Origin of the sequence: Kitasatospora xanthocidica, assembly GCF_014656195.1 — a bacterium.
Lineage (GTDB): Bacteria > Actinomycetota > Actinomycetes > Streptomycetales > Streptomycetaceae > Kitasatospora > Kitasatospora xanthocidica.
The window spans coordinates 109,531-132,127 of the sequence record NZ_BNBY01000014.1 but is presented as its reverse complement, the minus strand read 5'-3'; the positions used below and the strand labels follow the sequence as shown (position 1 = coordinate 132,127).

The 22,597-nt window shown below is 73.2% G+C and carries 20 protein-coding genes; 11 read left to right on the top strand and 9 right to left on the bottom strand.

Features of this window, described 5'->3' with window-relative positions; genetic code table 11:
- Positions 1–16: 16 nt before the first annotated feature.
- Complete coding sequence (gene purU, locus IE332_RS24060; RefSeq protein WP_229928863.1) at positions 17–883, bottom strand: formyltetrahydrofolate deformylase; 867 nt, start codon at positions 881–883, stop codon at positions 17–19.
- Positions 884–1,047: 164 nt separating this feature from the next.
- Positions 1,048–1,482: an SCO4402 family protein gene (locus IE332_RS24055; protein WP_444542944.1), complete on the bottom strand. Its 435-nt coding sequence runs from the start codon at positions 1,480–1,482 to the stop codon at positions 1,048–1,050.
- 255 nt (positions 1,483–1,737) lie between these two features.
- Here IE332_RS24055 and IE332_RS24050 point away from each other — a divergent pair, with 255 nt between their 5' ends.
- Entirely contained in the window at positions 1,738–3,039 is a 1,302-nt protein-coding gene (locus IE332_RS24050; RefSeq protein WP_189920004.1) for an ABC transporter substrate-binding protein, read from the top strand.
- Positions 3,040–3,215: 176 nt separating this feature from the next.
- Here the strand turns inward: IE332_RS24050 and IE332_RS24045 are convergent, their stop codons facing one another.
- Together IE332_RS24045 and IE332_RS24040 are read right to left on the bottom strand one after the other, a co-directional pair.
- Positions 3,216–4,472 carry a hypothetical protein gene (locus IE332_RS24045; RefSeq protein ID WP_189920002.1) on the bottom strand — a complete coding sequence of 419 codons (1,257 nt, stop codon included), beginning with the start codon at positions 4,470–4,472 and terminating at the stop codon, positions 3,216–3,218.
- A gap of 177 nt (positions 4,473–4,649) precedes the next feature.
- On the bottom strand, positions 4,650–6,026 hold the full coding sequence (locus IE332_RS24040) for an NsdA family TPR-like regulatory protein (RefSeq protein WP_189920000.1): 1,377 nt from the start codon (positions 6,024–6,026) through the stop codon (positions 4,650–4,652).
- 306 nt (positions 6,027–6,332) lie between these two features.
- Here IE332_RS24040 and IE332_RS24035 point away from each other — a divergent pair, with 306 nt between their 5' ends.
- Positions 6,333–7,043 (top strand): bifunctional DNA primase/polymerase, encoded by a 711-nt coding sequence (locus IE332_RS24035; protein WP_189919998.1) that lies wholly within the window; start codon positions 6,333–6,335, stop codon positions 7,041–7,043.
- Between the two features lie 515 nt (positions 7,044–7,558).
- Here the strand turns inward: IE332_RS24035 and IE332_RS24030 are convergent.
- Entirely contained in the window at positions 7,559–8,257 is a 699-nt protein-coding gene (locus IE332_RS24030) for an iron-dependent transcriptional repressor DtxR (RefSeq protein WP_189919996.1), read from the bottom strand.
- A gap of 221 nt (positions 8,258–8,478) precedes the next feature.
- Here IE332_RS24030 and IE332_RS24025 point away from each other — a divergent pair, with 221 nt between their 5' ends.
- The 4 genes from IE332_RS24025 (at position 8,479) to IE332_RS24010 (ending at position 12,188) form a co-directional block, all read left to right on the top strand.
- The gene (locus IE332_RS24025) at positions 8,479–9,243 is read left to right on the top strand and encodes an SIS domain-containing protein (protein ID WP_189919994.1); all 765 of its coding nucleotides are present in this window, start codon (positions 8,479–8,481) and stop codon (positions 9,241–9,243) included.
- Between the two features lie 244 nt (positions 9,244–9,487).
- The gene (locus IE332_RS24020; protein ID WP_189919992.1) at positions 9,488–10,549 is read left to right on the top strand and encodes a DUF4231 domain-containing protein; all 1,062 of its coding nucleotides are present in this window, start codon (positions 9,488–9,490) and stop codon (positions 10,547–10,549) included.
- 23 nt (positions 10,550–10,572) lie between these two features.
- Positions 10,573–11,427 carry an alpha/beta fold hydrolase gene (locus tag IE332_RS24015; RefSeq protein ID WP_189920136.1) on the top strand — a complete coding sequence of 285 codons (855 nt, stop codon included), beginning with the start codon at positions 10,573–10,575 and terminating at the stop codon, positions 11,425–11,427.
- A gap of 71 nt (positions 11,428–11,498) precedes the next feature.
- Complete coding sequence (locus tag IE332_RS24010; RefSeq protein WP_189919990.1) at positions 11,499–12,188, top strand: hypothetical protein; 690 nt, start codon at positions 11,499–11,501, stop codon at positions 12,186–12,188.
- Between the two features lie 26 nt (positions 12,189–12,214).
- Here the strand turns inward: IE332_RS24010 and IE332_RS24005 are convergent, their stop codons facing one another.
- From IE332_RS24005 to IE332_RS23995, 3 genes are read right to left on the bottom strand one after another with little or no spacing between them, the layout of a single operon-like run.
- On the bottom strand, positions 12,215–13,180 hold the full coding sequence (locus IE332_RS24005; RefSeq protein WP_189919988.1) for a 2-hydroxyacid dehydrogenase: 966 nt from the start codon (positions 13,178–13,180) through the stop codon (positions 12,215–12,217).
- A gap of 28 nt (positions 13,181–13,208) precedes the next feature.
- Entirely contained in the window at positions 13,209–17,216 is a 4,008-nt protein-coding gene (gene fxsT, locus IE332_RS24000) for an FxSxx-COOH system tetratricopeptide repeat protein (RefSeq protein WP_189919986.1), read from the bottom strand.
- Positions 17,213–18,751, bottom strand: a complete 1,539-nt coding sequence (locus IE332_RS23995) for a TIR-like protein FxsC (protein WP_189919984.1) — start codon at positions 18,749–18,751, stop codon at positions 17,213–17,215. Before IE332_RS23995 ends, fxsT begins: the two co-directional genes overlap by 4 nt.
- A gap of 197 nt (positions 18,752–18,948) precedes the next feature.
- Between IE332_RS23995 and IE332_RS23990 the strand changes: the two genes are divergently transcribed.
- A complete protein-coding gene (locus IE332_RS23990; RefSeq protein WP_189919982.1) occupies positions 18,949–19,143 on the top strand; it encodes a DUF397 domain-containing protein in 195 nt (64 codons plus the stop codon).
- A gap of 79 nt (positions 19,144–19,222) precedes the next feature.
- Here the strand turns inward: IE332_RS23990 and IE332_RS23985 are convergent, their stop codons facing one another.
- Positions 19,223–19,732, bottom strand: a complete 510-nt coding sequence (locus tag IE332_RS23985) for a helix-turn-helix transcriptional regulator (protein ID WP_308437600.1) — start codon at positions 19,730–19,732, stop codon at positions 19,223–19,225.
- A 9-nt stretch (positions 19,733–19,741) separates the two neighbouring features.
- On the opposite strand from IE332_RS23985, the gene IE332_RS42255 reads away from it, so the two are divergent.
- From IE332_RS42255 to IE332_RS23970, 4 genes are all read left to right on the top strand, one after another.
- On the top strand, positions 19,742–19,993 hold the full coding sequence (locus tag IE332_RS42255) for a hypothetical protein (protein ID WP_308437598.1): 252 nt from the start codon (positions 19,742–19,744) through the stop codon (positions 19,991–19,993).
- Positions 19,990–20,529: an NIPSNAP family protein gene (locus IE332_RS23980; RefSeq protein WP_189919980.1), complete on the top strand. Its 540-nt coding sequence runs from the start codon at positions 19,990–19,992 to the stop codon at positions 20,527–20,529. The genes IE332_RS42255 and IE332_RS23980 overlap by 4 nt, the downstream gene beginning before the upstream one ends.
- A gap of 206 nt (positions 20,530–20,735) precedes the next feature.
- Complete coding sequence (locus tag IE332_RS23975) at positions 20,736–21,398, top strand: DUF4097 family beta strand repeat-containing protein (RefSeq protein ID WP_189919978.1); 663 nt, start codon at positions 20,736–20,738, stop codon at positions 21,396–21,398.
- Between the two features lie 32 nt (positions 21,399–21,430).
- Entirely contained in the window at positions 21,431–22,216 is a 786-nt protein-coding gene (locus IE332_RS23970) for an alpha/beta fold hydrolase (RefSeq protein WP_229928862.1), read from the top strand.
- Positions 22,217–22,597: the final 381 nt, after the last annotated feature.

Sequence of the window (22,597 nt, the reverse complement as noted above, 5' to 3'; positions counted from 1 at the left end):
GGCCCCGGAGCGGCCGCTACGCGAAGACGACCGTCCGGGTGCCGTCCAGCAGCACCCGGTGCTCGCTGTGCCACTTCACCGCGCGGGCCAGCGCCTGGCACTCGACGTCCCGGCCGAGCGCGACCAGCTGGTCCGGGCTGACGTCGTGGGTGACCCGGGCCACCTCCTGCTCGATGATCGGGCCCTCGTCCAGGTCGGCGGTGACGTAGTGGGCGGTGGCGCCGATCAGCTTCACGCCGCGGGCGTGGGCCTGGTGGTACGGCTTGGCGCCCTTGAAGCTCGGCAGGAAGGAGTGGTGGATGTTGATCACGCGGCCGGACAGCTCGGTGCACAGCTGGTCGGAGAGCACCTGCATGTAGCGGGCCAGCACGACCAGTTCGACGTCCTCCTTGGCGACCAGGTCCAGCAGCCGCCGCTCGGCCTCCGCCTTGGTGTCCCTGGTGACCGGGATGTGGTGGAACGGGATCCCGTAGCTCTCGGTCAGGTCCTGGAGGTCGGTGTGGTTGGAGACCACCGCGACGATCTCCACCGGCAGGGCGCCGATCCGGGTGCGGTAGAGCAGGTCGTTCAGGCAGTGCCCGAACTTGCTGACCATCAGGACGATCCGCATCCGCTCCTCGGTCGGGTGGATCTGCCACTCCATCCCGAAGGAGGCGCCGATCGCCGCGAAGCTGGCCCGCAGCTTGTCGGCGGTGACCGGCTCGGCCGCGGAGAAGTGCACCCGCATGAAGAACAGCCCGGTGCCGGCGTCCCCGAACTGCTGGCTGTCCATGATGTTGCAGCCGGTCATGAAGAGGTAGCTGGAGACAGCGTGGACGATGCCCTGCTTGTCGGGGCACGACAGCGTGAGGACGTACTGGGCGCTGGCCGGCTGCTGTTCCACTGGGGGTATCCCGTTCTGAGCTCGTGACGTGCGTGGACGGCCCAGCGTGTCACATCCTGGACAGCCGCCGCCGCGCTGCCCGTACTGCGGGACGGGCCGTCCCGGCCGGCCGGGACGGCCCCGCACGACGGGGGCGGCCCGGCACGACGAGGCGGCCCCGGGTATCAGACCTGGGTGAGGATGCGCAGCACGTCCAGCGACTTGGGCGCCGCGTCCGGGTCGTCCCCGTCGTTGGCGGCCAGCAGCGCGTGCGCCTCGCGGGCGGCCCGGACGGTCTCCGGCCAGCCGGGGTGGCCGAGGTAGGCGGAGGCCGGGGCGTCGGCGCCGACCTCGTGCAGCATCTGCACGGCCCGCAGCACCGCGACGTCGACCAGCGCGGCCTCGGCGGAGTCGCGGAAGATCGTTCCCACGTACTTCTCGGCGGACCAGCGGTCCAGCCAGGTGTCCTCGACCAGCCGGTAGACGGCGTCGGTCACGTCGCCGTACCCCTCCCGGCCGGTCAGCCAGGCCTCCTGCTGGAAACCGGGGTCGGACAGCATGTGCAGCGCCGAGCGCAGTCGGGCTCGCCAGCGCCACCAGGGCAGGTCGTTGTGCGGCATGCCGCCCATGGTGCTGGAGCGGTGGCCCGGACGAGAAGGGTTTCGGGCGGACCGATGCGAAGAATCTGTGCTGGCGGACATGGTGAACGATCGTACGTTCCCCGTCTGTTCGTACTCCACTCGCGATCTACACGCGTACCGATCCGGAGTTCAGCCGTCGTTTGCCGACCGTTCGCATTTCTGCCCTCTCGGCTTGTGGCACCAGGGCTTGGCTGTTTCCGGTGCGCCGGAGTGCGCCCCAGAGAGGGAAGGTCGATGACCAGCCGAAGGGACTCGTTCCGGGCCCGCCCAACGATCGGGCGGCGTGCCCGCCGCCGTCCGATCGCCGCCGCCGCCACCGCCGCGGCGCTGCTCCCCACCCTCTTCTCGGCCTCCGCGTGCGGCGGACCGGCCGATGCTTCCACCAGCGGCAGCGAGCTGACCGTGATGACCTGGGCCCCGTCCGGCACCGGCTCGGCCGACCGGCCGGGCATGACCGCGCTCGCCTCCGCCGTCGGCCAGGACGTCAACATCAAGGGCGGACTGAACGGGCACCGGCTGCGGGTGCTCACCTGCAACGAGCACAACAGCGCCGACGGCGCCCGGGCCTGCGCCCAGCAGGCGGTGGACGCCAAGGTGGTCGCCGTGATCGGCTCCTACAGCCAGTGGGGCGACGCCTTCATGCCGGTGCTGGAACGGGCCGGCATCCCGCTGATCGGCGGGTACGGACTCTCCCAGCCCGAGTTCGCCAGCCCGCTGTCCTACCCGGTCGACGGCGGCATGCCCGCGCTGATCGCCGGCAACGGCCGCCAGCTGGTGGACGCCGGCTGCAAGACCGTGGCGCTGGTCCGCCCGGACACCCCGGCCGGCGACAACCTGCTCGGCTACCTCGGCACCGCGCTGCGGCCGGCCGGGATCAAGCTGCAGGACGTCAAGGCGCCCGAGCAGTCCTCGGACTACACCGCGGTGGCCCGCAAGGCGCTCGGCAAGGACGAACCGGGCAACTGCGTCACCAGCGCGCTGGCCGCCGAGCCGACCGGCAACCTGCTGGACTCCTACCGGCGGCTGACCCCGAAGAACACCCGGATCGCCTCGGTGATCGGCAGCGTGCAGCAGTCGGTGGTCGACTCCACCGGCGGCGACTCCGGCCCGCTCAGCGGCGCCTACGTCACCAGCTGGTACCCGCCGGAGTCGGCGAAGATCTGGGACGGGCTGCGCTCGGTGGTGCGCGCCGACACCACCGGCGGGAACACCATCGACGTCTCCGACCCCGGGGTGCAGACCACCTGGGTCGCCTACGAGGTGTTCCGGCTGGTGGCGCAGAAGCTGTCGGAGGCCGGCAAACCGGTCACGTCGAAGTCGATCACCACGCTGCTGGACGCCGGCGAGGGCATCGACGTCGGGCTCACCCCGCCGCTGAACTGGGGCACCACCAACATGCTGCCCAGCACCGCCTCGCCCCGGCTGGTGAACACCTGGGTCACCTACCAGGTGGTCAAGAACGGCCGGATGACCCTGCAGCAGCCGGGTTTCGTGGACGTCCGCTGGGTGCTCACCGGAGGCCGCCCGCCGGCCTGACGAGCGGGGGCGGGCTGTTACTCGCCCGCTCGCCTCCGGGCGCTCGGGATCCGGTGCCGACGGTCGGCGCTCCGGCGCTCGTCCCTCGCTTGTCGCTTCTCCCTTTCGGCACCGGCGCGCCCTTCGGCTCGGGGCGGGCCGGTGCGGGGCGGGCCGCCACGGCCCGCCCCTTCGCGTCAGAGGTCGCCGTCGCCCCGGTTGGGCAGGCCGGTCTGGCCGGCGATGGTGTTCCAGAGCGTCGAGGCCTGCTTCTTCGCGTTGGTCGCGGTGCCACTGGCCTGGACGGCGTTCTTGTAGTGCTGGTTGTCCTGCTTCTTGGCGTCGCAGGAGGCCTGCGCGTCCTGTGCCCAGGCCGCGTACTCGTCGTCGGCCTGGGCCGAGGCGGTCCAGGCCGCGTTCAGCTGCTCGACCAGCTGCTGCCCGCCCGGCAGCTTGTCCGTCTTCAGCTGGCCCAGCTTGGTCTGCAGCTCGCGGCGCTTGCCGGCCGCGGCGGTGAGGGCCTGCTGGGACTCGGGCAGCTTGTCGCACTTCTGCACCGAGGCGACCGCGGAGACGACCGAGCTGCGGCTGTCGCTCGCGGTGCCCAGCAGGTCCGACAGCGGCTGCGCCTGCGCCTTGACGTCCGGGTCGACGGCGGCGCCGGAGCCGCTCGCGCTCGCCGTGCCGGTCGCCGCGCCGGTGGTGGTGGCGGCGGCCACCGGGGTGGTCTTCTTGGGGTCCTTGGTGTCGCCGCCGCTCATCAGGACGGCGACCAGGATGCCGGCCGCCGCGCAGCCCGCCACCACCCCGCCGATGATCAGCTTGCTGGACGGGCGGCCGCCGCGGGCGGACCCGCCCCCCTGGGTCGCGTCGGCGTCGTAGCCGCGCTCCGGGGCGTAGCCCTGCCCGTACTCCTGCGCCGACTGGTAGCCCGGCTGCGGCTGCGCGGCCGGCGGGTACGCCTGGTAGCCGGGCGCGGGCTGCTGCTGCGGGAAGCCGGGCTGGGCCTGCGGCGCCGGGTAGCCGGCCGCCTGCGGGTCGGCGACCGGGTACGGCGGCAGGTACTGGGTCTCCGGGGCCTGCTCGGGCTGCGGACCGCCGTACCCGGGCTGCGGCGCACCCCAGGGGGCGCCCGCCATCGGCTGGCCCGCCAGGGACTGGCCGGGCATCGGCTGGCCCGGCATCGGCTGCTCGGGCATGGCCTGGGTCGGCAGCGCGTGCCCGCCCTCGCCGAGGTACTCCGGCTGCCCGGACGGCTGCCCGACCGGCGGCACCGCCGAGTGCCCCTGCGGGTGGCCCGGCTGTCCGTGCTGGCCGGGCTGTCCGTGCTGCCCCGGGAACGGGTGCTGGGGCTGGGGCTGGGCCGGCTGGCCCTGCTGCTGGCCGGGTTCGGGGCGGAACAGGTCGTCCAGGTTGAAGTCACCCGAGTTGGGGTACGAGCGGCGCTGACTCAACGCGATTCCTCACCTGTGCAGGACCGCGCACTGACGGCGGACCACATCTCGTCGGTTCTTGGGAGCATCACAGTTCCTTGGACGTCGCGCCCACGCTACCGGTTCACCTCACCGGGTGACCACGTGGGCGGGACATCCGTCACGCTCCCCTCACCGACGGTACGGGCCCGCCCCCGGTCAGGCGGCCTCCGCGTCCGCCCTGGCGTGGAACTCCCGGACCACCCGCTGCTCCCGGTACGGCTCCAGCCGGCGCCGGAACTCGTCCAGGTACTCCACGCCCCGGTTGGAGCGCAGCCCGCTCAGCAGCCGGACCGCCTGGGTGCCCGTCTCGCAGGCGCGTTCCAGGTCCCGCTGCTGCAACTGCGCGGTGGCCAGCAGCACCAGGTCCACCGCGCGGCGCCGGACCCGGGTCGGCGGGTGCAGGTCGAGCGCCCGGCGGGCGTAGTGCTCGGCCTGGCCGGCCTGTTCCAGGTCCCGGTGGCAGTGGGCCAGCTCGTCCGCGAGGTAGGCGTCGTCGAAGTGGGCGATCCAGTCCGGATCGTCCTCCGCGCGGCGCTTCTCCATCATCTCCAGCGCCCTGGCCGCCACCGTCTCGCAGGAGCGGGCGTCGCCGAGCAGGGCGTGGCCGCGGGCCTCGGCGGCGTAGAACATCGCCATCGCCGTCGGGGTGGCGACCGACCGGGCGCCCTCCTGTGCGGCGCGGGCGAGTTGGGCGATCTCCCGCGGGTTGCCGAGGGTGGCCGCCAGGTGGCTCATCGAGGCGGCCAGCACGTAGCCGCCGTAGCCGCGGTCGTCGGCCGCCTGGGCGAGCCGCAGCGCCTGGATGTAGTAGCGCTGGGCCAGCCCGGGCTGCCCGGTGTCCACCGCCATGTAGCCGGCCAGCTCAGTCAACCGGGCGACCGCGGCGAAGAGTTGGCGACCGGTCTCCTCCCGGTAGGCGCCGCCGAGCAGGCCGGAGACCACCGAGTTGAGGTAGTGCACCACGACCGGGCGCACGTGCCCGCTGCCGAAGCGATGGTCCAGGTCGACCAGCATCGCGGTGGTCGCCTTGATCGCGGCCACGTCGGTCGGGCCGACCCGGGGCCCGCCGGTGCGCGCGACCACCGGGTCCGGCGGGGTGATCAGCCAGTCCCGGCTGGGCTCCACCAACGCGGAGGCGGCGACCGTCGCCCCGGTCAGGAAGTCCCGCCGGCCGACGTCACTGCGCCAGAGTTCGCAGACCTGCTCCAGGGCGGCGCCCAGGGTCGGCGCGAACTGCAGCCCGATGCCGGAGCTGAGGTTCTTGCCGTCCGCCATGCCGATCTCCTCGACCGACACGCTGCGGCCGAGTTTGCGGCCCAGGGCCTCGGCGATCACGGCCGGCGCCTGCCCGCGCGGCTGCTGACCACGCAGCCAGCGGGCGACGGAGGTCTTGTCGTACCGCAGGTCCAGGCCGTGCTCGGCGCCGCAGAGGTTGACCCTCCGGGCCAGGCCGGCGTTGGAGCAGCTGGCCTCCTGGATCAGTTGCTGCAGACGCTCGTTGGGCTGTCGTGCGACGAGTGGTCTCGCGGCCATTGGGCTTCGCCTCCCCACACCCTCCGGTCCCGGCCGGTGGGCGACGATTCTGCTGATCTGTTGCCGACTGTCCGACCGTCCAAGGAATCTGACACCAGGTTAGCGATCAGCAACGCCAGCGGGATACCCACGGTGACGATCCGCACCCCCCTTGCGCCCTGGGAAATGCTCCCGTGCGCCCCCGCTGCGCCCGCCCCCGGCCGCACCAACTCGGTCGAGTAACCGGAACGGGTGACATTGCCGGGATGCGCCCAACCGGGCACCGCCGGGCCGTAACCAGCCTCACGCACGGTAGTTGAGCAGCCCGTGGAAGACATCCCCGACGCCCCCGGCCAGGACAAGAACGCCGGTCTGCCCCCGCTGCTCATCGAAGCCGTCGGCTACGCCGAGAACCGCCACTGGGAGGTGGCCCCGGGCGCCTGGCTGATCGACGGCGACGGACCCTCCCGCTGCTCCTGCGGCGACCCGCGCTGCACGCTGCCGGGCGCCCACCCGCTGGACGCGGACTGGGCCCGCAAGGCGAGCGCCGGGCCCGGCGCGGTGCGGCGCTGGTGGACCGAGCGGCCCCAGGCCTCGATCCTGCTGCCCACCGGACGGTCCTTCGACGTCCTGGACGTGCCGGAGACGGCCGGCTGCCTGGCGCTGGCCCGGATGGAACGGATGGACCTCCAGCTCGGCCCGGTGGCGGTGCTGCCGGCCGCGCCCGGACGGATCGGCCGGCGGCTGCACTTCCTGGTGCTGCCCGGCGTCGCGGCCAAGCTCCCGGAGATGCTCCGCAAGCTCGGCTGGCCGCCCGGCCGGCTGGACCTGGTCGCCCGCGGCGAGGGCGACTGGACGGTCGCCCCGCCCTCCCGGATCGGCTCCACCGGGTACGCCCAGTGGGCCCGCTCCCCCTCCGCGCTCAACCGCTGGCTGCCGGACGCCGCGGAGCTGATCAGCCCGCTCGCGTACGCCTGCGGCCGCGAGGCGCCCGCCCACCACGCCCCCCAGGCCGCCCAGCCGACGCCGGTGGGCTGAACCGGCCTCCCCGCCGAACGCCCTCCCGGAACGGCCGCCCCCGCCTACCGGGCCGGGGCGCGCACCGCGCGACACCACGCGCGCGAGTGACGGGCTCCGCCTCCCACCGGAGGCGGGGCCCGTCATACGCACGTCCGGATGCACGGGGTCCCGATCTTGCTGGCCCGGGGCGCGCAGGTCCCGATCACGCACGTCCGGATCGCGCACGTCCGGATAAGGCTTCGGTCTACCCGCTGGTCAACCGGGAAAGCCCCTCGTACGAGTGACAGCACTCAAGGATTGCCATGATCGGCCGAGGGGAGGAATTGCGGTGTGAGGGGGTCGCCGGAGGGCCGCTCGGACGGGGAAGCCGAGCGGGGCGGCGGAGGGGAGCCGGGAGGGACAGGGAGGGAGCGGAGGGGAGCAGGGAGGGACGGGGAGGACGAGTGGGGCCCGCTGCAAGGGGAGCAGCGGGCCCACTCGGCCGTCCGGAGCCGCAGTGCCTCAGATGGAGCCGCAGTACCTCGGGCGGTGACTCAGGGCTGGGCGACGAAGACGTGCTGGGCGATGTCCTTGCCCAGCTCGGCCGCGTTCTCCCCGGTGCCGACCAGCACGCCCCCGACGCCGACACCCGCGTTCACCTTGACCGTGGAGCCCGGCCGGACGCCGGCCCGGCGCAGGGTGCTCATCAACGCGCTGTCGGTCTGGATCGGCTCGCCGATCCGGCGGACCACCACGTCGGCCCCGGCCTCGCCCGGCTTGACGGTGTCCAGCGGGACGAGCCCGGCGTCGAAGCCCTCGCCCTCCGCCTTGGTGTCGCCCAGCTCGTCCAGGCCCGGGATCGGGTTGCCGTACGGGGACTGGGTGGGGTGCCCGAGCATGGCGAGCACCTTGCGCTCGACCGTCTCGCTCATCACGTGCTCCCAGCGGCAGGCCTCCTCGTGCACCTGCTCCCACTCCAGCCCGATCACGTCGACGAGCAGGCACTCGGCGATGCGGTGCTTGCGCATGACGCGCACCGCGAGCTTCCGGCCGTCCTCGGTGAGTTCGAGGTGGCGGTCCCCGGCGACCTGGAGCAGGCCGTCGCGCTCCATCCGGCCGACCGTCTGGCTGACCGTCGGACCGCTCTGTTCCAGGCGCTCCGCGATCCGGGCGCGCATCGGGACGATGCCCTCCTCCTCCAGTTCCAGGATGGTGCGAAGGTACATCTCAGTGGTGTCGATCAGCCCAGACATCGCCGCTGGCTCCGTTCTTCGGTGTCCTCACCGCCAATTCTGACGTACCCGGGCGACAACCGGGTCCGCGCCGGGGCCCCGGGGACGGGATTTCGTTGCTGTTGACAGCGGTACCACCGGAGCGCGACCGTGCTCGCCGTAGCTTTCTCCACCGGCGGTCTGGACCACCCGGACCGTCCCACCCGGCCGGCTCCCTCACCGGCAGAGAGCGGAGGCACCCGATGAACGACCTGGTCGGCAGGTACTTCGACGCCGCGATCGCCCACCTCCAGCGGGTCCGCGAGGAGGAGGCCGACACCATCGAGGCCGCCGCCGCGCTGCTGGCGGAGGCGATGGCCGACGGCCGCCGGGTGTTCACCTTCGGTGCCGGGCACTCCGCGCTGCCGGCCCAGGACGTGGTCTACCGGGCCGGCGGACTGGTCCCGATGAACCTGCTGAACGTACCGGGGGTGACCGGGGTGACGGTGATGCCCGCCCCGCTGTCGAGCGCCCTGGAGCGGGTCTCCGGACTCGCCACCGCGACCCTGGACCTCACCCCGGCGACCACCGGCGACCTGCTGTTCGTGATCTCGCTCTCCGGCCGTCAGGTCATGCCGGTCGAGCTGGCCCGGTACGCCCGGGACCGCGGCCTGAAGGTGATCGGGGTGACCTCGCTGGCCTACCCGGCGGAGGTGGCCTCGGCGCACCCGTCCGGCACCTATCTGAAGGACCACTGCGACGTGGTGCTGGACAGCAAGATCGCGGTCGGCGACGGCGAGCTCACCCACCCGGGCGCCGAGACCACCTTCGGCCCGGTCTCCACCATCGTGACCAGCGCGCTGATGCAGGCCGTGGTCGCCTCGGCGGTCGGCCGGCTGGCCGACCGGGCGGCCGCCGGGGACGCCCCCGCCCCGCCGCTGTTCCGCTCCGGCAACGTCCCCGGCGGCACCGAGTGGAACGCCCGGCAGATGGCCGACAACGCCGACCGGGTCCTCTACACCTACTGAGGCACCTACTGAGGCACCCGCCGGGGGCCCACCGCGACACCCGCCGGCCCCCGGGGTGTCGCGCACGCTAGGTACCGGACCGAACACGGGGAGTACCGGACAATCCACCGGACCTTCCCGGCCAATGCGGGCCGCCCCGGGCCGCGCCAGGCGTACCGGGAAGCCGCCCGGGGCAGGAGAGCGGTGCGACCGGAGCGACGGGTGGGGGCCGAACATGGCGTCTGGTGCGGAACGGACCGGATGGGTGCGCGAGCGGGACCTGCTGCCCGAGCTCTTCTGGGCCGCCGACGCGGCCTCGCTGCACGGGCAGCGGCGCTCCGTCCTGCTCTCCGCCTGGGAACTGGTCCTGCTGGTGGTCGCGGCCGCCACCGGCTCGGCCGACGGCGAGCCCTGGGCCTGGCCGGCCGCCGTCGCCTACCTCGGCGCGGTCGCGCTCGCGGTGGTGATCAGCCGGCAGAACCCGCAGGGCCTCTGGTACGAGGGCCGGGCGGCCGCCGAGTCGGTGAAGACCCTCGCCTGGAAGTACGCCGTCCGGGCCGACGCCTACCAGCCGCCGCCGCGCGCCCTGCCGGACGCCGAGGGCCTGTACCGCTTCCAGCTCGGCCGGGTGCTCGGCGCCTTCCGGGACAGCCCGGTGGCCGTCCCGGGCAACGGGGTGGGGATCACCGCGGCCATGCGCGACCTGCGCGAGCAGCCGCTGGCGGTGCGCCGCGAGGTGTACCTGGGCGAGCGGATCCGGCTGCAGCACGACTGGTACCGCGCCAAGGCCCGCTACTGCGCCAGGGCCGGGTACTGGGCCGGGGTGCTGGGCGTGCTGCTGCCCGCGCTCGGGCTGGTGCTCGCGCTGCTGCGGGCGCTCGGCGCGTTCAGCTACGACGCGCTGGGTACCGTCTCGGCGGTGGCCGCCTCGGTCACCGCCTGGGCGCAGCTGCGCCAGTACCGGCCGCTGGCGGCCGCGTACGGGCTGGCCGCCGAGGAGCTGGCGCAGATCCTGCGCCAGCTCGCCGACCTGGACGTGGACTCGCCGGAGGCCGAGGAGATCTGGGCCCGCCTGGCCCGGGACGCCGAGGACGCGATCTCCCGCGAGCACACCACCTGGCAGGCCCGCCGGGAGGTGCGCACCACCGCCGACCGGGAGCAGGAGGAGAGCCGGGAGCAGGACGGGGGCCCGGAGCAGGACGAGAGCCGGGAGCAGCAGAGCGACCGGGACGGAGGGACCGGCCCGGCACAGGAGACCCACCCGGCGCGGGCGACCGACCGGGACCACGGAAGCGACCCGGGGCACCGAACCGACCGGGAGCACTGAGGAGGCCGCAGGTGTCGTTACGGATGGTCAAGACCGCGGACGACCGCGCCCTCGCGGTCGAGTCCCTCGGCGACCCGCGCGGCCGGCCGGTGTTCCTGCTGCACGGCATGCCGGGCAGCAGGGTCGGCCCGCACCCGCGCAGCACCGTGCTGTACCGGCTCGGCGTCCGGCTGATCTCGTACGACCGGCCCGGCTACGGCGACTCGACCCGGCTGTTCGGCCGCAGGGTGAGCGCGGCGGCGGCCGACGTGCGGACCATCGCGGACGAGTTCGGGCTGGACAGCTTCGCGGTGCTGGGCCGCTCGGGCGGCGGCCCGCACGCGCTGGCCTGCGCGGCGCTGCTGCCGGAGCGGGTCAGCCGGGCCGCGGTGCTGGTGGGCCTGGCGCCGCGGGACGCGGCCGGCCTGGACTGGTACGCCGGGATGACCCCGTCCAACGTCCGCGCGTACCAGGAGGCCGAGCGCGGGCACGGCCGGATCGCCGACGCGATGGAGTTCCGCTCCCGGCAGATCAAGGACGACCCGGTCCGGCTGCTGAACGGCCTGCGCACCGAACTCTCCCCCGCCGACCGGGAGGTGGTGGCCGACAGCGGGCTGCGGCGGATGCTGCAGAGCAACTACCGGGAGGCGTTCCGGCACGGCGCGGACGGCTGGATCGACGACGTGCTGGCCTTCACCGCCCACTGGGGCTTCGAGGTCGGCTCCATCCGGGTGCCGACCTGGCTCTGGCACGGCGCCGACGACCAGTTCTCCCCGGTCGACCACTCACGCTGGCTGGCCGACCACATCCCCCGCGCCGAACTCTTCCTGGAACCCGGCGCCGCACACTTCGGCGCGTTCCGGGTGATGACCACCGCCCTGGCCTGGGCGGCGGGTTGACCGCAAGCCGGACCTACTTCTGAGTACGCGTACTCAGGTGCGGGGTGGGCCCGCTCGGCGAGCATGGGCGGATGAGCAACTGGCGCCGTGTGCCGGCGAAGGTGATGCAGGTCCTGGGGTTGGTCGTGCTCCTCTTCTTCGTCGCTGGAAAGGCGGTGTTCGCCTCCGGTGTGCCGGCGACGTGGCGGCTGCGGCGGGTCGTCCGTTCGAAGGCCGTCCGGCAGGCCCGCGAGGAGGCCGAGGAACAGCTGCGGGCGCGGCTGTCGGAGCTCGCGCGGACCCACGAACTCCGGCCCGTCCTCAGTCAGGCGATCGACAGCTGTCGGCGGGGTTCACGGCTGGGCTTCATCCAGCTCCCCCACGCGACTCCCGGGATCGAGCTCGCGCTGACCGGGCACCTGCGGATCATCGCCTACTTCGCGCCGTCGGCGCCCATCGAGCAGGCGGTTCCCGAACTGATCGAGCGCCTGCCGACCCAGCCGTCGCACCACCGGGACGGGTTCGAACCCAAACCGGATCCCGTCAGCCCCGGTCCCCACCGCGTCCACGACGGGCAGGGCTACGGCGAACTCGACTGGGACATTCCGGGCGACCGTCTGATGACCGCCTGGCAGATGCCCCGGAAGGGCCGGCGGAACCTGCGCGAGCACGTCTCGACCGACCCGGCCGGCACGACTCTGGAGCAGGCGCGGGAGGTCCACGGCCCCCTCGTCGCCTGGATCCTCACCGCCACGTACTACGAGCAGCCGAAGACCCGGTAGCCCCGGCCCTCAGGCCCGGACCGCCCTCAGGGCTTCACCGGCGTCAGCGGCTCGCCGCCGCCGAGCACCGCGAGGACGTTGTCCACCGCGAGGCCGCCCATCGCCTGCCGGGTGGCCACGGTGGCGCTGCCCAGGTGGGGGGCCAGCACCGCGCGCTCCTGGGCGAGCAGCGCGGACGGGACGGCGGGCTCGTGCTCGAAGTTGTCCACGGCGGCGGCGAACAGCGCGCCGGACTCCAGCGCGGCGGCCAGCGCCTCCTCGTCCACCACCCCGGCGGTCATGCTGACCACCACGGCGCCGGGCGGCAGCAGCGCCAGCCGGCGGGCGTCCAGCAGGTGCCGGGTGGCCTCGCTCAGCGGGCAGGTGACGACCAGCACGGTGGAGGTGGCGAGCAGTTCCTCCAGCGGCTTCCAGTCGGCGTCCGCGGCCTGCTCGGGCGGCAGGGCGCGGCGGTTGTGGTAGCTGACCGGCATGTCGAAAGCGCGGGCCCGGCGGGCCACCGCCTGCCCGATCCGGCCCATGCCGAGCACGCCCAGCGGGGTGCCGGCCAGTTCCAGGCCGAGCAGGAAGTTGGGCGCCCAGGTCCAGGCGGCGCCGGAGCGCAGCAGCCGCTCGCCCTCGCCGAGCCGGCGGGTGGCGGACAGCAGCAGCGCCCAGGCCATGTCGGCGGTGGCGGTGGTGAGCACGCCGGGGGTGTGGGAGACCAGCACGCCGCGCTCGGCGCAGGCGGCCAGGTCGATGTTGTGGTAGCCGACGGCGTGGTTGGCGACGATCCGCAGCCCGGGGCCGGCCGCGTCCAGGAACTCGCCGTCCACCCGGTCGTCCAGGGTGGTGAGCACGGCCCGCCGGCCGCGGACGGCGGCGAGCAGCTCGGCCCGGTCCATCGCCAGGTCGGAGTCGTGGCAGGTGACGGCGTGGTGCGCGGTGAGGCGTTCGATGACACCGGGCGCGAGGCGCCGGGTGACCAGGACCGGGGGCGGGGTGTTGGCCATGGCTCGGCAGCGTACCCCGCCCCCGCGGTCACACGGGCTGCGGTTCCAGGTCGCGGTTGATCCGCTTCCAGCCGCGCGCCGACACCGTGTTGGGGTGTTCCTCGCCGAACTGCCGGATCAGCTCGGCGATCGACCGCGAGCGCAGTTCGGCGGCCTGGGTGTGCCGGCTCGCCGTGCGCAGGGTGACCGCCAGGTTGGCCTCGCAGGCCACCGCGTCCGGGTGCTGCGGCGAGTAGCGCGCGCACAGGCCCTGGTGGGCGGCCCGGCCGAGCTGTTCGGCGAGCGCCAGCTGCCCGTCGTCGCCGTACGCGTTGGCCAGGTTGATCATCGCGTTGAGGGTGTACGGGTGCTCCGGCCCGACCGAACGGGTGAGCCCTTCGACGGTGAGCCGGCCGCGCTCGATGGCGCCCTGGACGTCGCCACTGCCGCGCAGGTAGATGCCGAGGTTGTTGGCGCAGGCCAGGGTGAAGGGGTGTTCGTCGCCGAACAGCCGGCGGTGGCCCTCGAAGACGGTGGAGCAGAGGTCGCGGGCGGCCTCCTTGTCACCGGAGGCGCTGTGGTCGGCGGCCAGGTTGAGCGCGCAGGCCAGCGCGTCCGGGGCGTCGGCGCCGTAGCGCTCCAGGTAGCGCTCGTAGGTCTCCTTGGTGATCCGGCGGGCCTCGGCGAGCTGCCCGATCCGGCGCAGTGAGACGGCCAGCGACTTGGCGTTGCGCAGATTCTCCGGCAGGTCCGGGTCGAGGACGTCGCCGAGGTCGGAGGTGACCTCCTGCAGCAGGTCCACCGAGCCCCGGTAGTCGCCGAGTTCGCGCAGGTCGCGGGCCAGGTTGGACTTGGTGGACAGGGTGTAGGGGTGCTTGGGGCCGAGCACGGCGGTGCGCCGGTCGAGGGTCTCCTGGTCGAGTTCGCGGGCGGCCTCGCTGTCGCCGACCAGCCGGTAGTCGATCGCCAGGTTGTTCGCCATGGAGAGCGTGCGCGGGTTGTCGTCGCCGAACAACTCGCGGAACTGGTCGAGGATTTCGCGGTCGAGGTCGAGCGCGGCCTGGAACCGGCCGAGTGCCCGGCGGTCGGCGCCGAGCGAGCCGGCCGTCATCAGGGTGTACGGGTGGTGCTCGCCGAGCAGGGCCCGCTGGCGCTCCAGGGTGGACTCGTCCAGCGCCAGGGCCTCGGCGTAATTGCCCTGGGAGCGCAGCACGTTGGCGAGCTGGAAGCGCAGCAGCAGGGTCTGCCGGTCGTCCTCGCCGAGCTTGCTGGTCCACTCGGCGTCGAGGGCGTGGCCGAGGTCGCGGGCGCGGTCGAGCTCGCCGCGCTTCCACAGGTAGCGGACCCGGTCGATGAGCAGCTGCCGGGTGTCCGCCTCGTCGCAGTTGTGCGCCTTGGACGGCGACAGGTGCGGCCAGATCTCGTCGAAGGCGGGCCAGTTGGCCGGGTCGTCGGTGTCGCCGAGGACGGGCCGGGCGCCGGTGAGGATGCGGTGCACCTCGTGGACGGCGATCTCCTGCTCGTCGGCGGTCATCCCCGCCCGGATCACCGCCTGGACCAGGCGGTGCACCTGGAAGCTGTTGCTGCCCGCGTCGACCTTGGCCAGCGCGTACCGGCCGATCGCCTGGATCACCTTGCCCAGCATGAACTTGTCGCTGAGGTCGGCGTCGTACTTCACCAGCGCCCGGATCATCTGGTCGCTGTAGAAGAGGTTCATCGAGATCGGCTCGGGCGCGAAGAACGCGCACAGCTGCAGCAGCCGCACGGCCGCCGGGGACTGCTGGCGCAGCCGGCCGATGGAGACGTTCCAGGTCGCGGCGACCGGCGTCGGGTAGTCGGCGGGGCGGCCGACGGCCAGGGCGCGGGCCGCCTCGGCGTGCAGCTGGGCGACGTAGGTCTCGACCGGGGTGCCGGTGGTGTCCAGCCAGGCGGCGGCCACCTCGACGGCCAGCGGCAGGTCGCCGACGGCTTCGGCGACCCGGTCGGCGTCCGGCCGGGAGAGGCTGCGGGCGCGCCGGCACAGGTGCTCGACGCTCTCGCCGCGGGTGAAGACGTCGACCTCCAGCGCCTCGGCGTGCCCGGTCCAGGCCTGGTTGCGGGAGGTGACCAGGATGTGGCCGGAGCCGCCGGGGAAGAAGCGGCGGATCTCGGCCGGCTCGTCGGCGTTGTCGAAGATCAGCAGCCAGCGCGAGGTGGGCACGCCGCGGCGCAGCGCCTCCCGGGCGGCCTCGGCGGCCTCGGTCACCGAGTCGCCGACCCGCAGGCCGAGCCGGCGGGCGAGTTCGGCGAGCGCCGGGGCGACCAGCTCGGTCTGCTCGGCGTCGATCCACCAGACCAGGTCGTAGTCGGACATGAAGCGGTGGGCGTACTCCAGCGCCACCTGGGTCTTGCCGACGCCGCCGAGCCCGTACAGGGTCTGCGGGGTGGGCAGCACGGCCGCCATGCCGCCGCGCAGCTGGTTGCGCAGCTGTTCCAGGACGGCGGAGCGGCCGGTGAAGGACGGGTTGCGCGGCGGGACGTCCCAGACCGACGGCTTGCTGCCGGGGAACCGCGGCCCGCCGTTGGGCGCGTCCTCGAGCGCGACGTCGCCGCGGCCGAGTGCGCGCAGCAGGCTCTGGATCGACTGCGTCTCGTCGCGGCCGACCAGGTCGACCGGGTTGCGGTTGCTGAACGGCGCGGTGAGCCGGACGTCCCCGACCCGGACGGGCAGCAGCTGGCGCCTCGTCCCGGACGGGTCGGAGCTGACCACCGACTCCCACAGCGCCCGGGCCTGCGGGGAGCGCTGGTAGGCGGGCGAGAGCACGGCGACCGTCCGGAACGCCGAGTCGATGCCGCGCTCGGTCTCCTCGCGCGGGTCGGTGCCGGCGCTGAGGTCGCGGGGCAGCACCCGGAAGCCGGCCCGGGTGAGGACGGACTCGATCCAGTCCGCCCACATCCGGTCCTCGGGGACGTAGGAGAGGTAGAGGTCGGCGGGGACGGACGGGCGGCGGCGGGTGAACGCGTCCACGTAGCGCAGCCGGACCGCCTCGTCCATCGGCGGCAGGCCGGGGGCCCGGCCGTCGGTGAGCATCGAGGTCAGCCGCTCGCAGGCGGCCAGCATCGAGGTGGGGGTGCCGGTCTGGTCGCCGAAGGTCGCGAGGATCTCCTCGTAGGCGTAGAACGGCCGGTACGGGATCTCCACCGAGCCCCAGTACTGGGCGAGTTCCTCACCGTTGAGGCCGGAGGGCAGGCCGTCGAAGCGGACCCGGGCGAGCGCCCGGCCGGCGTCCGCCTTCTCCTTCTCGCCCTCGTCGATGCGCATCGGGACGGGCAGGATGCGAATGCCGCGCTCGCGGTAGCGGTCGTGGATGTGCTGGGCGATCCGGGAGGCGCCGTCGATCGACTGGTCGCTCAGGGTGAAGCAGACCACCAGGTCGTCGGGCATCTGGACGGTGCAGATCTCGGCGATGTCGGACAGGCCGGTGCGGGAGTCGATCAGCACGTAGTCGTAGCGCTTGGCCATGTCGGCCTTGAGGGCGTCGAAGAACTGCCCGCCGTCGAAGCGGTCGTAGAAGATGTCCCAGTCGAGGTGGGTGACGGCCTCGGAGTAGTCCCGGTTGAACTGGCCCGCGGAGAGGAAGTCCAGGCTGCCGGTGGACGGGAAGTGCGGCCAGGTGAGCGACAGCGCGTGCGGGTGCACCCGGGCGAAGTCCAGGTGCCAGCCCTCGGCGTGCTCGACCGGGCGCAGCGCCTCCTCGCGGTACTCGGCGATCAGGTCCATCATCCCGGTGGTGCCGGCCAGGGAGGCCGGGTCGAGGAAGGGGTGGAAGAACTTGGCGAGGCCCGGCGCCTCCAGGTCCCAGTCCACGGTGAGCACCCGGAAGCCGTTGGCGGCCAGGATCCAGGCGGTGTTGGCGAGCGCCATGGTGCGGCCGGTGCCGCCCTTGTAGGAGTAGAAGGTGATGATCCGGCCGTTGCGGTCCTGCTCCGCGGCCTGCCGCTCGGCCGCGCGCTGGGCGGCCAGGTCGGCGGCGGTGAGGCCCCCGAGGCGGAGGTTCCTGGTGCGGTTGTCGGTCATCGGTTTCCTCGTCCTCCCAGGGGCGCCATCCCGTCATCGGGGTCATCGCCGTCGTCGCGGTGCGGGTCGTGCTCGCGGTACGGGTCGTCGCGGTTTCCGTTGTCGTGGCCGTTGCCGTGGCCCTGGCCGTATGCGCCCCGGCCGTTGGCGACTTGGCCGCCTCGGCCGTTCCCGTTGGCGGCTTGGCCGCCCTGGCCGCCCTGGCCGCCTTGGCCGCCGCCCGGGTCCTGCCCCTGGTCCTCGTCGAAGGGGTCCGGCCCGGATCCGTCCGGTCCGTACCCTCCCCCGCCGCGCCGGAAGGCGTCCCGCAGGCTCGGCCGGGGCGGCGGCGGTTCCTCCGGCTCGGCCCTGGTGCGGCCCTCGAAGGCGTACTTGGCCTTCATCGCGGCCCTGGGCAGCGCGTCGTCGAAGTCCTCCAGCGAGTGCAGCCCGGTCGGGCCGGTGGCGCCGAGGAAGCTGGGGCGGCTCGCGCGCCGGGTGATGCGCAGGGCGTCGTCGCTCAGTTCGCCCAGCTCACCGGCGTGTTCCTCGCACTCCGGGTCGTCGGCGTTCCACGGCTCCAGGACGCTCACCCAGGTGGCGTCCGACCGGTCGAAGCGCCGTACCAGTTCGCGCCGGCGCGGGTCGCGCAGCGCCCACCGGTCGAGCAGCAGCAGGCCGGGGGCCTCGGCGTTGCCGTCGATGATCGACTCGACCTCGTCGTCGAACTCGTGCACCGTCGGCTGGAACCCCAACTGCCGTGCCAGCCGCACCGCGTGCTGCGCGATGGGCGAACCGACCGGCCGGTACGGGTGCCAGTCGGTGCGCCGCTCACCGTAGTAGTCGGGATTGCGCTCCTCCGGAAGTTCGCCCCGGTGGTAGGCGAGCACCGAGATCCGCAGCTGCTTGGTCGGGGCGGTGACGTTGAAGGCGCTGGGGAGGCCGTTGAACTCCAGCCGCCGCCCGATCGGGATCACCGTCTCCTCCGCCACCTGCACGATCCGGGCCGCCAGGCGGTGCACGGCCAGCTCGTACGCGGAACGGAAGTAGCTGAGCTTCATCAGCGCGTACAGACCCTCGGTGGCGTAGTCGGGCCCGAAACTCGCGTGGTTGAACTGGAGTTCGCCGGCCACCTTGGGCAGCCGGTAGCGGCTCATCGGCGCCCAGAGCACCGGGACGATGCCGCTGGTGCGCTCGGAGTCCAGGTTCGCCGGGTAGACCGGTCGCCGGGTGAAGGCGTGCCACTCCTGCCCGCACGGCACGCTGTTGAAGTACCGGGGGGAGTAGAGCGGAACGAAGACCCGGCAGCTGGCCAGTTCGTCGGACAGCCGGTCGGCCCACAACTCGCCCTGGTGCATGGACTCGTCCATGAAGCCGACCGGTACCCCGTCGGGGACGGTGGTGAGTTGGAGCACCGCCTCGCAGAGGTCCCGGTACAGCTGCCGGACCCAGTGGTTGGGGTCGCCGGCGCCCCGCGCACCGGCTTTCGGGGTGTGCGCGTAGGAGAGGAAGAAGTACGGCCGGGTGTCGTCCTCGTCCCAGCCCCGGTCAGTCACACGCGCCTCCCCCGGGCCCGTCGGCAACCTGCCTCCCGCAGCCCCCGTGCGGCGGGGCTTCAGTGTAGGAACGACTGACACCCCAATGGAATAGCACAACGCCTCGCACGAATTGACATGACCGAAACGATGACGCCTCCGGTGCTCTCGGGGCAGTACCCTCATCCCGGCCGCCGCACACGATCAGGAGGGCACCCGTGGAACACCTCGAGTGGCAGAAGTCGAGCCTGGGCTCGGACACGGCCGACTATCTGGAAATCGCCTCCGACGGCGAGTTCGTCTACATCCGCGAGTCGAACGACCCCACCCACATCGTCACCACCACCCGCACCAAGTTCCTGGCCTGGGTCCGCGGCGCGAAGGCCGGCGAGTTCGACCACTTCGTCGCCTGAGCCCGGCCTGGTTCCGGCCTGGGTCCGGCCCGAGCCCGGCCTGGGCCCGGCCCGGGCCCGGCCTGAGCCCGCCCTCGGATCACGCGCGGTAGCGGTCGGCCAACGCCCGTACCGTCCCGGCGACGCGGTCGCGGAGTTCGGCCGGTTCCAAGACCTCGACCTCGGCGCCGAGCCGCAGGAACTCCCCGTGCGCGTGGTCCACCGACTCGATGGGCACCCGGGCCTCCGTCCAGCCCTCGCCCGCGGACGCCACGCCGAGCCGCCGGGCGCCTTCCGGGGTGAGCCGGACCAGCGCCTCCCCGGTGTGCAGCCGGGCCCGGAAGTCGTCCAGGCTGCCGGCCCAGTGCGCGCCCAGGTCGAAGCCGTCCGGCACCGCGAACTCCTCTCCCGTGTCGCGCAGTTCGATGATCTGGTCGACCCGGTACGTCCGCGTCCCGGTCGGCCCTCCGGCGACCAGGTACCAGCGCCCGGCCTTGAGCACCAGCCCGTACGGCTCCACCCGCCGCTCGATCTCCTCCGGCGCCCGCCAGCGCCGGTACCGCAGCACCACCGTCCGTCGCGCCCACACCGCCGCGGCGACGGCCGCCAGGTACGGGGTGTGGTCCGCCTCGCCGTACCAGCCCGGGGCGTCGAGCAGGAAGCGCTCCTGGATCCGCCCGGCCTGCTCGCGCAGCTCGGCCGGGAGGGCGGCGCTCAGTTTCAGCCGGGCGGTGGCGAGCGCCTCGCCGAGACCGAGCTCGGCGGCGGCGCCCGGGAGCGCGGCGAGGAAGGCGGCCTGCGCCTCGTCGGCGGTCAGCCCGGTGAGCCGGGTCCGGATGTCAGGGGACCTCCCCTAACCTGCGGCGCATGATCGTCGAGCTACGGCAGTACACCCTGCACCCCGGCGCGCGGGAGACGTTGATCGAGCTGTTCGAGCGCGAGTTCGTGACCGGGCAGGAGCGGGTCGGCATCACCGTCGGCGGCCGCTTCCGCGACCTGGACGACCCGGACCGCTTCGTCTGGCTGCGCGCCTTCCCCTCCATGGCCGAGCGCCGCCGCGCGCTGGAGGCCTTCTACGGCGGGCCGGTCTGGCAGGCGCACCGCGACGCGGCCAACGCCACCATGGTCGACAGCGACGACGTCCTGCTGCTGCGAGGGCCGGGCTTCACCCCGCCCGCCGCTGCCCGCGAGGTGCTCGCCACCGTCTGCCACCCCGCCGACGCGACCGCCTTCGACGCCTACGCCGCCCGGCACCTCGGCCCGGCCCACGCCTTGCACCGCACCGAACACGCCGAGAACGACTTCCCCCGGCTGCCCGTCCGCACCGGCGAGGACGTCCGGGTCTGGTTCGGGCCCGCCGAGTCGGCCGCCTGGCCGGTCCAGCAGCTGCGGCTGGCGCCCATATAGCGTTCACTCACAGCCCATTGCAATGAACAACCCTCGTGACGTTGCATTAGATCTAGAGCCAGTGCAACGATTTACCGGCAACTACCTGCAGGAACAGTATTTCTGCGCAACGAGTACGTTGCCTGATTCTCGAACGCAACGTAGCTTTTCCATCGTCAGAAACGGCGGGGGCAGCGAGCCCCCGCCACCTCACGAAGGAGAGCACGATGCAGAAGTTCGACACCGCCGCCGCGATCACCGCCGTCCTCGACATCCCGGCCGGGCGCGTCCAGCTGATCGCCGCCGACCGCGCCGACACCACCGTCGAGGTCCGCCCCGCGAACGCCGCGAAGAACCGCGACGTCCAGGCCGCCGAGCAGACCACCGTCACCTACACCGACGGAGTCCTGACCGTCCGGGTCCCCGAGGGCAAGAGCCGGCTCTCCGGCGCCGGCTCGGTGGAGGTCACCGTCCAGCTGCCGGCCGGCTCCGCCGTCGAGGGCAAGGCCGCCGCCACCGAGCTGCGCGTCGTCGGCCGCCTCGGCGACCTCGCCTTCGACGGCGCCTACCGGCAGATCAAGATCGACGAGGCCGACGGCGTCCGCCTCACCGCCGTCGACGGCGACGTCGAGATCGGCCGGCTGAACGGCCCCGCCGGGATCAGCACGACCCGCGGCACCATCCGGATCGCCCAGGCCTCGCGCGGCACCGTCGTCCTCGGCACCCAGCTCGGCGACATCACCGTCGGCGCCGCCCCCGGCGTCTCCGCCACCCTGGACGCCGCCACCGGCTACGGCCGCATCAGCAACGCCCTGCGCAACGACGGCACCGCCGCCCTCGACATCCGCGCCACCACCACCCAGGGCGACATCACCGCCCGCAGCATCTGACACCCCCACACACGTCCCCGGAAGGGCACACCTTGAGCATCGCCATCCAGTCCTCCGTCTGGACCGGCCCGGTGTCGGTCGACGACACCGCCCTCGCCGTCACCGACACCGGTGGCCCCGGCATCCCGGTCGTCTACCTCAACGGCTCGTACGCCGACCGGTCGCACTGGAAACACGTCATCGCCGCCCTGGGGCCCGGCTACCGGCACATCACCTACGACGAACGCGCCCGCGGCGAGTCCGGGACCTCCTCCGACTACTCCTTCGAGGCGTCCGTCCGCAGCCTCGACGCCGTCCTCGCCGCCCGGGGCATCGAGCGGGCCGTCCTGGTCGGCTGGTCCTACGGCGCCATGCTCGCGCTCCACTGGACCGCCCGGAACCCGGACCGCGTGCTGGGGACGGTCGCCGTGGACGGCGCGATGGCACACGAGTGGCTCGACGACGCCACCAAGGCCCAGGTCCGCAAGCTGTTCCGCCGCCTGAGCCCGCTCTTCCCGCTCTGCCGCCGCCTCGGCCTGGCCGCCCGGATGAGCGCCGCCCAGCACGCCGAGATCAACATCGAGCTCAACGAACTCTGCGCGCCCGCCCTCCTCGACCCGGTCTTCGACCGCATCACCGTACCGACCCGGTACGTCCTCGCCACCGGCGGCAACCTGGGCGGCGACCCCGAGGTGATGGAAGGCATCCGCGCCGGCCTCGCCCCGGTGCTCACCCGCAACCCGAACATCAAGGTCAGCGCCAAGGTCCCGAGCAACCACTCCAAGATCCTGCGCAAGGACTTCACCGCCGTCGCCGCCGCCGTCCGCGAACTCGGCTGACACCCCAGCCTTTGGCGCTTACGAGGGCGCCACTGACCAGGACTCGCGCCCGGAGTGCCAGGTTCAGCGCCAGGCACCGGACTTCGACGACGAGGGGTCGAGCTGCCGCCGGGCGTCCGGCGGCAACTGCGTCGGAGGGACATTCCCCTCCGGCAAGGGCGAATCCGAGAAGTAGCCGATCCGCTGTGGGGCACCTCCCGGGCTTGCCGCAGGTGCCGCCGCCAGCGCCAGGCCGACGGTTGCGAGCGCCCCGATCATCATCAGCTTCCGCACCACTGTCCTCAATCTTCAGAACAACACCGAGCACGCAGAGTAATGCAAGCTATACCTTGCGCTCCGATTCCGCCTCCAGCGCACAAGCCGTTCGTCGGCCCGCGCCCA

Bases quoted from the DNA above. Each gene is read 5' to 3' on its own strand.
- IE332_RS24055 (WP_444542944.1), bottom strand. From the start codon at position 1,482: ATGCCGCACAACGACCTGCCCTGGTGGCGCTGGCGAGCCCGACTGCGC.
- IE332_RS24050 (WP_189920004.1), top strand. From the start codon at position 1,738: ATGACCAGCCGAAGGGACTCGTTCCGGGCCCGCCCAACGATCGGGCGG.
- IE332_RS24040 (WP_189920000.1), bottom strand. From the start codon at position 6,026: ATGGCCGCGAGACCACTCGTCGCACGACAGCCCAACGAGCGTCTGCAG.
- IE332_RS24030 (WP_189919996.1), bottom strand. From the start codon at position 8,257: ATGTCTGGGCTGATCGACACCACTGAGATGTACCTTCGCACCATCCTG.
- IE332_RS24025 (WP_189919994.1), top strand. From the start codon at position 8,479: ATGAACGACCTGGTCGGCAGGTACTTCGACGCCGCGATCGCCCACCTC.
- IE332_RS24015 (WP_189920136.1), top strand. From the start codon at position 10,573: ATGGTCAAGACCGCGGACGACCGCGCCCTCGCGGTCGAGTCCCTCGGC.
- IE332_RS24010 (WP_189919990.1), top strand. From the start codon at position 11,499: ATGAGCAACTGGCGCCGTGTGCCGGCGAAGGTGATGCAGGTCCTGGGG.
- IE332_RS24005 (WP_189919988.1), bottom strand. From the start codon at position 13,180: ATGGCCAACACCCCGCCCCCGGTCCTGGTCACCCGGCGCCTCGCGCCC.
- fxsT (WP_189919986.1), bottom strand. From the start codon at position 17,216: ATGACCGACAACCGCACCAGGAACCTCCGCCTCGGGGGCCTCACCGCC.
- IE332_RS23980 (WP_189919980.1), top strand. From the start codon at position 19,990: ATGATCGTCGAGCTACGGCAGTACACCCTGCACCCCGGCGCGCGGGAG.
- IE332_RS23975 (WP_189919978.1), top strand. From the start codon at position 20,736: ATGCAGAAGTTCGACACCGCCGCCGCGATCACCGCCGTCCTCGACATC.